The organism is Aliirhizobium sp. YIM B11859 (genome assembly GCF_057163345.1).
Genome location: NZ_JBXHAY010000004.1, coordinates 129,660 through 143,011, shown reverse-complemented (window position 1 = coordinate 143,011; position 13,352 = coordinate 129,660). Strand labels below are relative to the sequence as shown.

The following is a 13,352-nucleotide window of genomic DNA, read 5'->3' as shown; positions in this document are numbered from 1 at the left end:
TCAATTCGTCACCGATGGAGGAAATGAGATTTCTGCGGCAAACCCGTCAGTCGCGAGAATGTCAAATCTGAACCCGTGGAGCTTTACAATAGCGGCAACAAGAGTGAGCCCCAGGCCAATGCCCTTGGTATGACGGCTTCGATCGGAACGGTAGAACCGCTGCACGAGCAAGTCCCGTTCGTTATCCGGCACGCCGGGCCCTGTATCGCTGATACGGAAATGCTGATCGGTCTGTGTCGACGAAAGGGAAAACATTACCGAACCGCCCTCTGGCGTGAACTTCACGGCGTTGTCGGCAAGATTGGCGATGGCCTCGAACAGGAGATCTCGATCGCCGCGGACGATGACGTCCGCATGCGCATTGACCGTGATGTTCAACTTCTTTTCTTCCGCAAACGGTTCATAAAGCTCGACAACTTCCTCGACGATCTCCGCCATCGACACATAGTCGAAGGCAGCGAGACGGCGTGTCTGCTCGATCTCGCGGATTCGTAATAGTGCGGTTACGATCGAGATTGCATGATCAAGTCCGGCAATGCCTCGGTCGATCGCACCCTGCAGATCTTCGACGGATCCTGCGGTCCGCCGAGCCCGCTCCAGACCGATACGGACCCGCGCCAACGGCGTGCGCAGATCATGCGCGATATCGTCACCTATTCCGGCAAGGTTCTCGACAAGCGCCTGAATTTCATCGAGCATCCCGTTGACGATCTGGGCCAGCTTGTCGAGCGGATCCTCGCTGTTGCGTGTCGGCAGACGCTGCTCCAGGCCACCGGCGACGATCTCCGCGGCCCTCGTCTGCATCTCACGAATACGCCGTTGGGACCTCACCGCGAATAGAAGCGAAGCTGCAAGACCGAGAAGAAATGCCGGCAACAGCCCGAAAATGAGGCCGCGCTCGACAACCAGGGCGGTTTGCTCGTTATCCTTCGTGCTCCAGCCGACGACAATGATGTTTCCATCCGCAAGCCGCCGGGCGACGGCCCGTGACGGCTGGATCATTTGCCAACCCGGGCCAAAACGGTCGATATCCACCTGGATCGGGGCATGATCAACGTCCAGCCCGGCCGGCCACCCGAGGATGTTTCCCGAAATCCTCTCTTTGGAAGCAGCAAACAGACCGGTGGGCTTGTATCGCCGTGGGTCCTGTCTGAGCCGTTCTTCATAGGTGGTCAGGTGCCCCTCCTTGGACTGCGCCACGATCGCATCCGACTCCTGGATGATAAGACCGTCGAGAAAAGACACCAACTCCTTGCTAGTGTTGACATAGGCAAACACGAGGCTGAGCATGACCGTTGCTGCGATAGCAACGAGCAAAGCGACCGTGTTGCGAAAGGTCGAGTTCCAGATCCAGTCAATCAGGCGCGCGGAGGACAAAGCCTTCTCCACGAATGTTGGAGATCATCGGAACTTCCCCGGTCATGTCTACCTTGCGCCGCAAGCGCCCCATATGGACATCGACCAGATTGGAGTCGGGCACGAATTTGTAGTTCCAGACCTCTTCGAACAGCATCGCCCGTGTCAGCAGCTGTTCGCAATGGCGCATCATATATTCCAGCAGGCGAAATTCGCGCGTCAGAAGCTCTATCGGCCGGCCACCCCGGTTTGCACTGCGTTCCAGCAGATCGAGCTGCAATGGCCCGACCCTCAGCTCATTGGTGGCCGGTTCCGCGGGACGGCGAAGCAAGGCTTCAACGCGCGCAAGGAGTTCGAGCACGGCAAAAGGCTTGGTGAGATAGTCGTCACCACCCGCCCTCAAGCCTTTGACGCGATCATTGACGGCACCAAGCGCGCTCAACACCAAGACCGGGGTGCGCACGTTCTCGCGGCGCAATGCATCGATAACGGCAAGGCCGTCCATCCCCGGCAACATGCGGTCGATGATCAGCACATCAGGCTTGGCTGCCCTCGCCTGCGCCAGCCCGTCAATGCCATCGGCTGCCCAGTCCACGGCATAGCCGTGATCTCTGAGTTCCGCGCAGATATCCTGCGCCGTCTCGGCATCGTCTTCAATCAGCACAATCTTCGTCATGGCCCTTGTCTATCGCGGATCGCCTTGGCTGTCTTCATCGGGCAGCTATCCAGGCAACGGAACGGGATGGACCAGCGTCCACCAGCCGTTGCTCAGGCAGACATAGACCGTGCCGATCCGATATGCGCAAAGGTGAGCGGTTCAATACTAAATTCTAATTTAATGGCTTTGATTTCGTCCCGAGCGCATGTGTCCTGCGACAAATCGTAGCCGCGACAACGTGTCCGTAGCCGACCTTCATCCCCGTTGAAGGTCATCACGCTGCGGTGTGGCGGCTCTACCAACGCCACAGTCACGAGGTACCAGATGCCCGGCGAAAACAAAAGCATCCCCACAGCTCATTCAGATCGCGTCACGCTCAGCCGCCGCCAGTTGCTCGGCTCGGCTGCGACAGGTGCGGCTGCATTTTCTCTTCCGGCCGTCCCCAGCTGGGCAGAAGCCGTCGAGAAATCGGTCGACGTTCTCCTTATCGGTGGCGGGATCATGAGCTCGACGCTCGGCGTGCTGCTGAGTGAACTGGAACCGTCCTGGACCATCGAGATGCTAGAACGGCTCGACGATGTCGCCATGGAGAGCTCCAATGGCTGGAACAATGCTGGCACCGGTCACTCGGCACTTGCCGAACTGAACTACACGCGGCAGGACAACAAGGGCAAAGTCCATATCGAGAAGGCGGTGGAGATCAACGAAGGTTTCCAGATAACCCGTCAGTTCTTCGCCCACCAGATCGACATGGGCGTTCTCAAGGACCCGCGTTCCTTCATCAACTCGACGCCGCACATGAGCTTCGTCTGGGGCGATGAGAACACCGAGTTCCTGCGCAAACGACACGAGGCACTCAAGGCAAGCCCCCTGTTTTCCGGCATGCAGTTCTCGACAGATCCCGCTGAGATCGCCAAGTGGGTGCCGTTGATGATCGATGGCCGCGATCCGTCTCAGAAGATCGCAGCCACCTGGTGCCCACTTGGTACCGACGTAAATTTCGGCGTGATTGTCCATCAGTATGTGGCTCACCTTAAGAGCCTCCAGACATTCAACCTGCGCACCTCCTCGGAAGTCCAGGAGATCAACCGCAATGCAGATGGCACCTGGAGCGTCGGCTACGAGAACACCAAGACGGGCGAGCGCGGCACGATCAAGGCCAAATTCGTCTTCCTCGGCGCAGGTGGCGGCGCGCTGCCGCTGCTGCAGATGTCGGGCATCCCGGAAGGCGACGATTATGCCGGCTTCCCGGTCGGCGGCTCTTTCCTCGTCTGCGACAAGCCGGAGATCGTCAACCAGCATCTCGCCAAGGCTTACGGCCAGGCATCGACCGGGGCGCCACCAATGTCCGTGCCGCATCTCGACACACGTGTGTTCGACGGCAAACGCCATATCCTGTTCGGCCCCTTCGCCACCTTCTCAACGAAGTTCCTGAAGGAAGGCTCGTTCTTCGACCTTCCGGCCTCCGTCACGCTCGAAAATATCTGGCCGATGATGAAGGTCGGGCTGGATGAGTTCAATCTGGTCGAATATCTCGCCGGCCAGCTGATGCTGTCGGACGAAGACCGACTGGTGGCGCTGCGCGAATATTTCCCCAAGGCACAGGCGGCCGATTGGCGCCTCTGGCAGGCCGGCCAGCGCGTCCAGATCATCAAGCGCGACAAGGACAAGGGCGGCGCGCTGAAGCTCGGAACGGAAATCGTCGCGGCCAAGGATGGCAGTATCGCTGCCCTTCTGGGTGCATCACCGGGCGCCTCCACAGCTCCGCCAATCATGCTCGACGTGCTGAAGAAGGTGTTTGCAGAAAAGCTTGCAACACCGGAGTGGCAGGACAAGGTGCACCGGATCGTTCCAAGCTACGGCATCAAGCTGAACGAAAAGCCCGACATCCTCGCCAAGGAGTGGGACGCTACGGCGCAACGACTGGAACTGGCCATCGCACCGCCCGCCATCAATCCGGCAGTTGCAGTTCGCCCCGGCGACCAGACGCCGGCGGGTGTCGTCGAACATACATCGGATATCGCCCTCTAAAAGAACGCGTGGTGGCCGTATGTTTCGCGTTACCCGAGACATGCGGCCATACCCTTTGAAAAGACATATCGGTCAGAGTGATGGACAGACAGCAGATATGGGCAGTGTCTTGCTGTCCTTCATGAGGCCCGCTTCGTCGCCGGCCAACCGTAAAAGGCGGGAGCGGCATGGTTATGGAGACAAATCGACCGGATTTTCGTTAAGATAACGATATGAGCCGATTTGAAGACACAGAAGCTGCCTTGACCGAGAGGCTCCGCGCCCTGAAGGCAAAGCCCGAGATGACGATCAAGTTGTTCGACATCGGCGTCTCGCTGAATGCTGCAGGGTATTCGCAGGATGAAATCATGGCGGCGCTGAATGCGCTCGAACAGGACAAGATCATTGCATTTGCGCCCGGAAGTCGGCTGATGATGCTCAAGGAGCTCCCTTAGCGGTTATTGAACAAGGTCGTTGCGCATAGGGACAGCCGGGTCCTCACCCGCGAGACCCGCTTTCATGAAGCCGGAAAGCACGACGTCATTCAGAGCGGGCTCACCGGACGTCGGGGATCGTGAAGCGCGCGACATGATTGTCTCCGATCGACCCAATGAATGCAGATCGATCGGAAAACGCTACTTGTCCGCCGGCTAGGTATTGCCATCAATCTCCGTCAACCGCTGCCCGCCACGCCATGTCTCGCCAGGAGCCAGGGAAACAGGCAGGTCGACGACGGCGGCCTCGATGCAGACGAAATGTCGCCAGCCGTCATCAGGCAGGTCTGCAATTGTTGCGCATCGCTCGGGACCGGGGTTCCATACCACCGTATCCGGCATTGCCTGCGCAGAGATGCGCAGCTTGCGACCAACTTCCTCCAGGGTCGGCTCCCCCACGGGACCGTAATAGACGCGGTCGAGCGGGCGGTCGATCCGCAATTGTTCGTCCGTTTCGGTGCAAATCACGTTGTCCTCGAGCTTGTCGAGATAACGGGTGTCTCGAAGACCGGTAATGGTCACTTCCTCGATCGCGTCCACCTGCAAGTAGGTGTGGAGCGCAGCGGTAAAGGAAAAGGCGGTGGAGCCGGAATTTTCCACCGACAAGGTGATCTCAATGTTATCGTCGGCAAGTGTTACCTGAAGCTCGGCTTTGAAGGAATACGGCCAGATCGCGCGTGTTTCAGCAGTGTCGGTCAATCGCAATCGAGCGCTGGCCGCTCCGTCGCCCGCGACCGGCCTCCAGGTCTGGTTGCGGAAAAAGCCATGCAACGGCAATTCACCGAGAGTGGAAAACTGCGGAAAGCAGATCGGCACGCCGCCACGCACGGAACTGCCAGGCGAAAAATCGGCGCGTTTCGACAGATAGATGTTTTCCATGCCCGTCACAGACCGCCAGGATGCCAGCTGGGCACCGTGATACAGAACGGTGGCAGCCGCGCCGCCAGGCGAAACAAGGTGTATAACCTCGGGATTTTCCTCAAATGAACTCATAGCCATCCTCCTCTTTTCAAATTGCGTCGCGCCGGGAACTCGCCGGCGCGTGTTTCATCCTCAGCTTATTCCGCCGACCAGCCGCACGGCGCCATCGACATGCGCCACAACGCTTTTGACGAACCGGAAGCCCCTTTTCGGGAATTAGTGCTGGCCTATCCTGCAGCCGATATCGACAGTTTCTGCCGGAATTGATCCGTATCGGACGATATCCCTGCTGCGGCGTAAGCGCTGCATTGTTCAATCCAATTGCAGCTTCTCGCTAGACCCATTCGCTGCAATGCGACGAAATGACTTTGATCACGTATGTGAAATCAGGTCGATCGCTCGGATCTCGGGGAGAGTGACGCCCACAATCCGTGATGCGGGAAACAGGCATCCAATGCGCAAGCTCGGCATCACAGTGGAGCTCGATCTGCGCTCCGAATTTTTGCAAGATGGGGCTTCGACTTCGCCGATGCGTTTTCATCGCCTGTCGTACACGCACAAGCCATCAGTCAAACATATCCCGAACGCGGCGAACTGACCCGCTTCCCGCCACACATCGGATGTCTGTGCAGCGTACACGAAGCACGCTGCGACATCTCCCTTCGTTCAGATCGCGACGAGCTTGCGGCCTTCGACGGGATGATGAGGATCGCTTGGGCCGAGCGTTGACGTCTTGCCGGGCGCAACGAGTTGGTCGACAAAGGCTTCATCAGCTTCCGTGTAACGGTAATCAAGCGCGTCGAGATAATCCTGCCATTGTTCCATCGTGCGTGGGCCAACGATCGTCGAGGAGACAAAGCTGTTACGCATCACCCATTGCTGGGCGATATGCGCCGACTTGGCGCCTTTCGCTTCGGCATGCCGGACCAGACGCTCTGCCACGGCCAGAGATTCCGGCCGCCATTCCGCCTCCATCATGCGGACATCGCCACGGGCCGCACGACTGCCCTGTTCGGGAGCTGCATCCGGCCTGTACTTGCCCGTCAGAATGCCGCGGGCAAGCGGACTGTAGGTGACGGCACCAAGCCCGTAGAACTGCGCTGCCGGAAGATGCTCCACCTCGGCCTCCCGATTGACGAGATTATAAAGCGGCTGGGTGGCAATCGGCCCCTGGATGCCGGCTTCCTTCGCCAGCGCCACCGTTTCGGCCATACGCCAGGCCTTGAAGTTGGAAATGCCGAAATAATGGATTTTCCCCGCCCGGACGAGGTCGGCAAAAGCGTGCACCATCTCCGACACCGGCGCGTCGAAATCGGCCTTATGGATGTAGAGGAGGTCGATATAGTCGGTACCGAGACGTTTCAGGCTCGCATCGACCGCCTGCATGATCCACTTGCGCGACATGCCCTTTTCGTTCGGACCGGCGCCCATCGGATTGCCGACCTTGGTGGCGAGAACCCAGTGGTCGCGGTCAGCGGCGATCGCCTTTCCGACCACCCGTTCGGACTCGCCGCCATTATACATGTCGGCCGTGTCGATGAAGTTGACGCCGGCATCCCGCGCCGAGGCAATGATATCGATCGACGCCCGTTCATCGGCGGCGCCGCCGAACATCATCGCTCCAAGGCAGAGTTCGGAAACCTTCACGCCGCTTCGGCCGAGATAATTATACTTCATCGATCGTCTCCTTCAGTCGAGCCAGCCCTTTGCGAAGGCAGCACGCGTTGCTTTTGAGTTGCCTCTATCAAGCAGGGCAGGCATCGGAAACCATATGTCGGCGTCCGTCCGGATATTGTGCGCATTTGTCCAAACGCATCGGAACGGCAGGCACTACTATGCTGCCACCGGCGATGCGGATCGCGGCTTACAGCAAGAAAGAACAAGGATTTTTCGATGAACACTCCCATCCATCCGAAGGACTGGATCGTCGGCAAGACGGCAAACGGCACCAACCATCTCAACTGGGGCGTCAAGGCCGGCAACCACATCTATGTCGCCGGCATGTTGTCAACCGACCCCTATGATGGCAGCACGGTCGGCGAAGGCGACATCATCGCCCAGACGCGACGTGTCCTCGACAGCGTCAAGGAAGTCATCGAGACCGCCGGTGGCAAGATGACCGACGTCACCTTCAACCAGATCTTCCTGAAGGACCTTGCCGATTATCATGCGATGAATTCGGTCTATGTCGAATATTTCAAGGAAAATCTGCCGGCACGAGCCTGCCTGAAGGCAGATATGGTCAAGCCCGAATATCTGGTCGAGATCATCACCACAGCCGTCGTTGCTGGCTGATCTCGCCGCCCTGATGTTTGAAGTGGCCTTTCAGGGCCACCTCGCCTGCCTTCATCGGCGGCCCTCATCGCCGGCTTGACGCCATGATCAGTCCACCCGAAACGAAGATGATGATCGCACCGACGATCGTATGCGTGGCCGGAATTTCCGAAAACGCCAGAACACCGACCAGCAAGGCCCAGCAGAGCTGCGTATAGGCAAGCGGCGCCAGCGTGCTTGCCGGGGCATGGCGATGGGCGATAACGAGGAAATAGTGGCCGAGGCCTCCGATCACACCAACCGTCACCATCGCGATCCAGCCACTGATATCTTCTGGCCATTGCCAGACCGGCATAACGGCAATGGTGAGTACCATTGCCGGCAAGGCAACCGCCACGATATTGAGGCTGAGCATACTTTCGCTGAGGAGCAGTCGCTTCGACAAGAGCACATAAAAAGCATAACTCAACACATTGCCGACGGCAAAGAGAGCCGCGAGCTTGAACACCTCGCCGCCCGGCTGGATGACAATCATGGCGCCCGTCAGGCCGAGAATAAGGCCGAGCCCAACAAGGAGCCTGAGACGTTCACGGAAGATGGCGATCGACAGGGCAGAAATCACCACCGGCCCGAGCATGACGATCGCCTGGTTTTCGACCAGACCGAGGTTGCGAAGAGCAAGGAAATTAAAGGCAGTGGAGCCGAACAGGCAGGCGGCGCGCAGTGCCTGAAGCAACGGCCGTCGAACGCCCCAGCGGCGCGGATCAAGACCGGGCCGAAACAGCAACAGGACCGTAAGGCTGCCGAAGGCGTAACGCGCCCACACCACCTGCAGCACCGGAAGATGCCGCCCCGCATATTTGGCCGCGGGATCGATCAATGCAATGAACATCGCCGCAAGCAGCATCAGAACGATGCCCGTGGAGGCGTTTACATGGGCGGCACCCCGGCTGGCGGGAGTGCTGAGAGATGAATTGGACATCGATGTCTCGGAGAAAGCCACAGACGGTGGCCTGGGATGGTGGTGAGGAATTGTTCCTGAAGCGTCAGCGGGCGATCCGCAAGCCGGAATTTCGTGACATGGCCGATACGGCCTGCGTTTTGAGCCAGGCAACCTCATGCCAGCGCCCATGCTCGCGGTGCTGCGATGGCGAGACGCCATAACGCTCCTTGAAGGCGCGGCTGAAGTAAGCGGAATCGTTGAAGCCCCAGCGATAGCTGATCTCGGCGATCGACAGGCCGGAATAGAGTGGATCGGCGAGATCCTGATGAGATCGTTCCAGCCGCCGCCGGCGGATATAATGATTGGCGTTTTCGCCGGTATCCTCGAACAATTTTTGCAGGTAACGCAGAGAGATGCCGAGATAATCCGCCAGACCGCTCGGCGACAAATCGGGATCGGAGAGTTTAAGCTCGATTGCCTGGGTTGCCCGCAGCGCTATCGCGTTCCTGGACCGCGATCCGTCGATAAGACTGGCAGCGGCCGCGGTCGTGGCGATCGCCGCCATCAGGAATTCGACAAGCGTGATTTCCAGCGGTCGCAATTCATCGCTGGTAATATTTTCGATGCGCGCCGTTGCCAGCCCCAGCATATCCGCGAGGAAGGTCGTCGAGCCTTGGTCGGCGGCAAGCAAAAGCGCAATGGCTGGCGTCGCGAGAGACGACAGGCGCGAGCCGTTATGGAATCCGGTGAATTGCACATAATCGATGCAGGTTTCTCCGCCGGCTGTCAGGCGCATTTCTCGCGGCAGTCTGCCAACAAGCACGTCCCCGGCCGAAAACGCAATACTGCCCCGTTCGGTCCGCAATGTGCCCGCACCGCGGATAATACGCGCCAACCATATGCCGCCGGAGATGGCCCTGGTATCGAGTGAGATGTGTTGCGCAGAGAGGGTAAGCCGCGCCAGGGCGAAACCCCAGGGCGCTTTGAGACCGGAAAGCGAAGCCCTAAAATTTTGCGGGGATACGTCACACACGGATTTAGCACCTAAACCGTTTAGCACGTGCGCCCAGGCAGACATGCGCCGGGTTTCAACAAGAAGTTCGGTATCGAAGCAGAAGAATTTCAGCATCAGATATTTCCTTCCTGCTTCCGGTCACTTCTGGCCACGGAGGAAGGGAATGCCGATCTCGCTTGGCCCGGCCTTGCTCTTGCCGACCAAGACCCAGGCGATGAGCGCCAGCACGAAGGGCGACATCAGCAGCAGCGGCGGCGAGATGGAAAGCCCCATCGCCTGCCCCTGGTATTGCAGGGCGTCGGCGGCACCGAACAAGATCGAGGCGAGCATCACCCAGATTGGATGCCAGCGCCCGAAAATAACGACCGCGACGGCAAGATAACCGCGCCCGCCAGTAATGTTGTCGACGAACACACCACCCGATGCGACCAGCGTCAGGTAGGCGCCGGCAATACCGGTCATGATGCCGGTGACGAGCATCGCCGCAAAGCGGATTCTCGTCACCGAAATGCCGGCAGCGTCGGCTGCGGATGCGCCTTCGCCCACCGCGCGAAAGATCAGGCCGAGGCGGGTATAGCGGAAGAAGACCCAGAACAGAATGGCGACGAAGACGGCGCCATAAAGGATCGGGCTCTGCGAGAACACGGCGCGGCCGACAATCGGCAATTCGGAGAGATAAGGAATGCGATAAGCCGAGACACTGCGCAGCGACGGCGCCTGAAAGGCCGGCGACAGCGCCATGTCGCGCAAAAGCGAAGTGGCGCCGAGTGCCAGGATATTGAAGCCGATGCCGACGACGATCTGATCGGCCCGAAGCAATGCGACGGCAAAGGCCAGCACGCCGGCGGCAAGCACGCCCCAGAGTGCGCCGAAGGCGACGGCGGCATAGGGCATGCCGGTCAGCTGCAGGCCGAACACGGCGCCGAAGGCGCCGAACAGCATGATGCCTTCGAGCCCGATATTCAGCACGCCCGTCCGTTCCGAGACGAGTTCGCCGAGCGAAGCAAGCAGGATCGGCGCGCCGAGACGGATCGCGGCAGCCAGAAGCAGGCTGATCGTTATCGGGTCGAAGACCATAGCGGCCGTCCTTTCAGGAACCTGTATCCATGGATGCATGCCAGGAAGATGATCGGCAGCCCGGTCATGATCAGCGCAAGGGCTGCGGGAATGCTGAGCGTGCTCTGCAGCGCGACGGTGCCGCTGCTGATCGCGCCGAAATAGATCGCCACGACCACCGCGCCGAGCGGTTCGAGACTGCCGAGCAAAGCGATCGCCAGCCCGTCAAAACCGAGCGAGGAGGAAAAGCCATCGATCAATCGATATTGCACGCCGAGCACCTCGACGGCACCGGCAATCCCGGCAACGCCGCCGGAGATCAGCATCGAACTGACGATCAGCCGCGACAATGGCATGCCTTGCAGGCGGGCGGTCTTCGGGCTGAGGCCCGCAGCGCGCAGCCTGATACCGAATGTGCTGTGATAGAGCAGCCACCACAGAGCCAAAGCGACCACAAGGGCAAGCAGCACGCCGGCATGCAGCCGCGTACCATTGACCAGGACCGGCAGGATCGCTCCATCGGCGATCTTCGCCGACATATTGAAATCCGACCCTTCCGGCTGCAGCGGACCCTGCACCAGATATTTGACCAGATAGATGCCGATGAAATTCATCATCAGCGTAACGATAATCTCGTTGGCGCCACGCCACAATTTCAACAGGACCGGGATCAGGCCCCAGAAGGCACCGAACAACGCACCGCTGACGATCGAGATCGGCACAAGCAGAATGCCAAATTCCGGCGGTAGCAAGGTCGCCGGCAGGACCGCGCCGATCGCCCCGAGCTGAAGCTGACCCTCGGCACCGAGATTGTAGAAACCGCAGCGGATGGCAATCAGGGCGGCCAGCGCCGCAAGTAGTCTCGGCGTCATGAACACCAATGTGTCGCCAATCGCCATTTTCGAGCCGAAGGCTCCTTTGACCATCACGCCCAGCGCCTCGACCGGTTCGACGCCAAGGCTGGTCAGGATGAAGAGGCCGACAATGAGACTGACGGCAAAGGACATCAGCACCAGAAAGGCATTCGACCCGGTCAGGCGTTTCATGAGGTCGTTCATGCGGTTCGTGGCGGTGATCGTCGAATTGTCGGATTGTCCTTGGCTGATCGGCGTCACGCGTGGACACTCCCCTGTTTGCCGCCGCCGGTCATCAGGTCACCGATGATTTCGCGTGGTGTATCGCTTGTCACTTCGCCAACCGTCTGCCCTGCATAGAGGACGACGATACGGTCGCTGACGCGCAGGATTTCATCGAGATTGCTGGAAATGATCAGCACCGCCTTGCCGCCATTGGCCGCCTCGCGCAGCCGCTTCAGCACCTCTTCGCTGGCCGCAACATCCAGCCCGCGGGTCGGCTGATAGACGATCACGGTCGGCGCATCCTCGTTCAGCGCCCGCGCCAGCACGATCTTCTGCTGGTTGCCGCCCGACAACGTGCGCGGCGTGACAGAGACGGAGCGGGCCCGAACATCGGACGCGGCGCGCATCTCTTCAGCTTTTTTCGCGATCTCGCCATGCATCAGCCGGCCGTGACGGGAATAGGGTTGCTCGCCGATCCTGTTGAGCAGGAGATTGACAGAAACCGGCAGATCCAGAACCAGCCCTTCATGGTGTCGGTCTTCCGGCACGAGACCGGCAATGGCGCGGCCGTCCGGGTGACGGCTTTTTGCCTCGACACTGCCGCTTTCGGGCTGGCGCATGCCGGCCAGAAGCTCGAACAGCTCCCGCTGGCCATTGCCTTCGACGCCGGCAACACCGACCACTTCGCCGGCATGCAACGTCAGCGAAGCATTGTTCAGGCCCGACGACGACTGGGTCGGCGCCACGCTGACGCCTTTCAGGGCGATCTCGATCGCGCCGTTCACGGCATGGTCGGATTTGAGCGGCGTATCGAGATCGACGGACTTGCCGACCATTTCGCGGACGAAATCGGCACGGTTGCGGTCTGCAACAGGCGCCGAGCTGATCAGCTTGCCGCGACGGATGACGGAGGCGTGCTCGGCATGGGTAAGCACTTCCTCAAGGTGATGGGTGACGACGACGACGGCGCGGCCGTCACCTGCGATCTGTCGCAGCACGCGGTAGAAGGCCTCGATCTCCGCCGGATTGAGAATGGTCGTCGGTTCGTCGAACAGGATGAGTTCCGCCCGGTTGATCAGCGCTTTCAGGATCTCGACGCGCTGCTGCAGCGATAGCGGCAGGTCGCCGACGATCGCCCTGGGATCGACCGGCAAGCCGTAATCCGTTGCGATCTTTTCGATATCGGCATTGCGAACAAGAAGCTTGCGGGCCGAAGGCGAGGCCGCGAGCCTCAGGTTCTCGGCAACGGTAAAACTCGGCACCAGCTTGAAATGCTGGTGGACCATGCCGATGCGATTGGCGATCGCATCGGCAGGCGATGTGTGGATGACCTGGCGGCCTTCCAGAAGAATACCGCCCGTATCCGGCTGGTGCATACCGAAAAGGATGTTGAGCAAGGTGCTCTTTCCGGCTCCGTTCTCGCCGAGGATGGCATGGATCTCGCCACGCCGGAAGGCGAGCGAAACGTCCTCCAGAACCGGGTGGCCGGCAACGAAACTCTTCGACACACCGGTCAGTTGGACATACGGGCGGTTCTGCATCGGGT

At 59.7% G+C, this 13,352-nt stretch carries 13 protein-coding genes; 4 read left to right on the top strand and 9 right to left on the bottom strand.

Features of this window, described 5'->3' with window-relative positions; translation table 11 throughout:
• Together AC2GXZ_RS17120 and AC2GXZ_RS17115 are read right to left on the bottom strand one after the other, a co-directional pair.
• On the bottom strand, positions 1–1,377 hold the full coding sequence (locus AC2GXZ_RS17120; RefSeq protein ID WP_483760393.1) for a sensor histidine kinase: 1,377 nt from the start codon (positions 1,375–1,377) through the stop codon (positions 1–3).
• Positions 1,355–2,032, bottom strand: coding sequence for a response regulator transcription factor (locus AC2GXZ_RS17115; RefSeq protein ID WP_483760392.1), 678 nt, complete (start codon positions 2,030–2,032; stop codon positions 1,355–1,357). Before AC2GXZ_RS17115 ends, AC2GXZ_RS17120 begins: the two co-directional genes overlap by 23 nt.
• Before the next feature lie 306 nt (positions 2,033–2,338).
• Between AC2GXZ_RS17115 and mqo the strand changes: the two genes are divergently transcribed.
• Positions 2,339–4,045 carry a malate dehydrogenase (quinone) gene (gene mqo, locus AC2GXZ_RS17110; RefSeq protein WP_483760391.1) on the top strand — a complete coding sequence of 569 codons (1,707 nt, stop codon included), beginning with the start codon at positions 2,339–2,341 and terminating at the stop codon, positions 4,043–4,045.
• A gap of 212 nt (positions 4,046–4,257) precedes the next feature.
• Positions 4,258–4,479, top strand: coding sequence for a hypothetical protein (locus AC2GXZ_RS17105; RefSeq protein ID WP_483760390.1), 222 nt, complete (start codon positions 4,258–4,260; stop codon positions 4,477–4,479).
• 195 nt (positions 4,480–4,674) lie between these two features.
• Here AC2GXZ_RS17105 and AC2GXZ_RS17100 read toward each other — a convergent pair whose 3' ends face one another.
• Positions 4,675–5,511: a D-hexose-6-phosphate mutarotase gene (locus tag AC2GXZ_RS17100; RefSeq protein ID WP_483760389.1), complete on the bottom strand. Its 837-nt coding sequence runs from the start codon at positions 5,509–5,511 to the stop codon at positions 4,675–4,677.
• Between the two features lie 382 nt (positions 5,512–5,893).
• Between AC2GXZ_RS17100 and AC2GXZ_RS17095 the strand changes: the two genes are divergently transcribed.
• On the top strand, positions 5,894–6,037 hold the full coding sequence (locus tag AC2GXZ_RS17095) for a hypothetical protein (RefSeq protein ID WP_483760388.1): 144 nt from the start codon (positions 5,894–5,896) through the stop codon (positions 6,035–6,037).
• A 68-nt stretch (positions 6,038–6,105) separates the two neighbouring features.
• Here the strand turns inward: AC2GXZ_RS17095 and AC2GXZ_RS17090 are convergent, their stop codons facing one another.
• The gene (locus AC2GXZ_RS17090) at positions 6,106–7,116 is read right to left on the bottom strand and encodes an aldo/keto reductase (protein ID WP_483760387.1); all 1,011 of its coding nucleotides are present in this window, start codon (positions 7,114–7,116) and stop codon (positions 6,106–6,108) included.
• Positions 7,117–7,332: 216 nt separating this feature from the next.
• Here AC2GXZ_RS17090 and AC2GXZ_RS17085 point away from each other — a divergent pair, with 216 nt between their 5' ends.
• A complete protein-coding gene (locus tag AC2GXZ_RS17085) occupies positions 7,333–7,734 on the top strand; it encodes a Rid family hydrolase (protein ID WP_483760386.1) in 402 nt (133 codons plus the stop codon).
• Between the two features lie 64 nt (positions 7,735–7,798).
• Here the strand turns inward: AC2GXZ_RS17085 and AC2GXZ_RS17080 are convergent, their stop codons facing one another.
• From AC2GXZ_RS17080 to AC2GXZ_RS17060, 5 genes are all read right to left on the bottom strand, one after another.
• Positions 7,799–8,695, bottom strand: coding sequence for a DMT family transporter (locus AC2GXZ_RS17080; RefSeq protein ID WP_483760385.1), 897 nt, complete (start codon positions 8,693–8,695; stop codon positions 7,799–7,801).
• Positions 8,696–8,759: 64 nt separating this feature from the next.
• Complete coding sequence (locus tag AC2GXZ_RS17075) at positions 8,760–9,551, bottom strand: helix-turn-helix domain-containing protein (protein WP_483760384.1); 792 nt, start codon at positions 9,549–9,551, stop codon at positions 8,760–8,762.
• Positions 9,552–9,809: 258 nt separating this feature from the next.
• Complete coding sequence (locus tag AC2GXZ_RS17070; protein WP_483760383.1) at positions 9,810–10,748, bottom strand: ABC transporter permease; 939 nt, start codon at positions 10,746–10,748, stop codon at positions 9,810–9,812.
• Complete coding sequence (locus AC2GXZ_RS17065) at positions 10,730–11,842, bottom strand: ABC transporter permease (protein ID WP_483760382.1); 1,113 nt, start codon at positions 11,840–11,842, stop codon at positions 10,730–10,732. Before AC2GXZ_RS17065 ends, AC2GXZ_RS17070 begins: the two co-directional genes overlap by 19 nt.
• Entirely contained in the window at positions 11,839–13,347 is a 1,509-nt protein-coding gene (locus AC2GXZ_RS17060) for an ABC transporter ATP-binding protein (RefSeq protein WP_483760381.1), read from the bottom strand. Before AC2GXZ_RS17060 ends, AC2GXZ_RS17065 begins: the two co-directional genes overlap by 4 nt.
• Positions 13,348–13,352 lie beyond the last annotated feature (5 nt).

Coding starts and splice junctions, on each gene's coding strand:
- AC2GXZ_RS17115 (WP_483760392.1), bottom strand. CDS start 2,032: ATGACGAAGATTGTGCTGATTGAAGACGATGCCGAGACGGCGCAGGAT.
- mqo (WP_483760391.1), top strand. CDS start 2,339: ATGCCCGGCGAAAACAAAAGCATCCCCACAGCTCATTCAGATCGCGTC.
- AC2GXZ_RS17105 (WP_483760390.1), top strand. CDS start 4,258: ATGAGCCGATTTGAAGACACAGAAGCTGCCTTGACCGAGAGGCTCCGC.
- AC2GXZ_RS17100 (WP_483760389.1), bottom strand. CDS start 5,511: ATGAGTTCATTTGAGGAAAATCCCGAGGTTATACACCTTGTTTCGCCT.
- AC2GXZ_RS17095 (WP_483760388.1), top strand. CDS start 5,894: ATGCGCAAGCTCGGCATCACAGTGGAGCTCGATCTGCGCTCCGAATTT.
- AC2GXZ_RS17090 (WP_483760387.1), bottom strand. CDS start 7,116: ATGAAGTATAATTATCTCGGCCGAAGCGGCGTGAAGGTTTCCGAACTC.
- AC2GXZ_RS17085 (WP_483760386.1), top strand. CDS start 7,333: ATGAACACTCCCATCCATCCGAAGGACTGGATCGTCGGCAAGACGGCA.
- AC2GXZ_RS17080 (WP_483760385.1), bottom strand. CDS start 8,695: ATGTCCAATTCATCTCTCAGCACTCCCGCCAGCCGGGGTGCCGCCCAT.
- AC2GXZ_RS17070 (WP_483760383.1), bottom strand. CDS start 10,748: ATGGTCTTCGACCCGATAACGATCAGCCTGCTTCTGGCTGCCGCGATC.
- AC2GXZ_RS17060 (WP_483760381.1), bottom strand. CDS start 13,347: ATGCAGAACCGCCCGTATGTCCAACTGACCGGTGTGTCGAAGAGTTTC.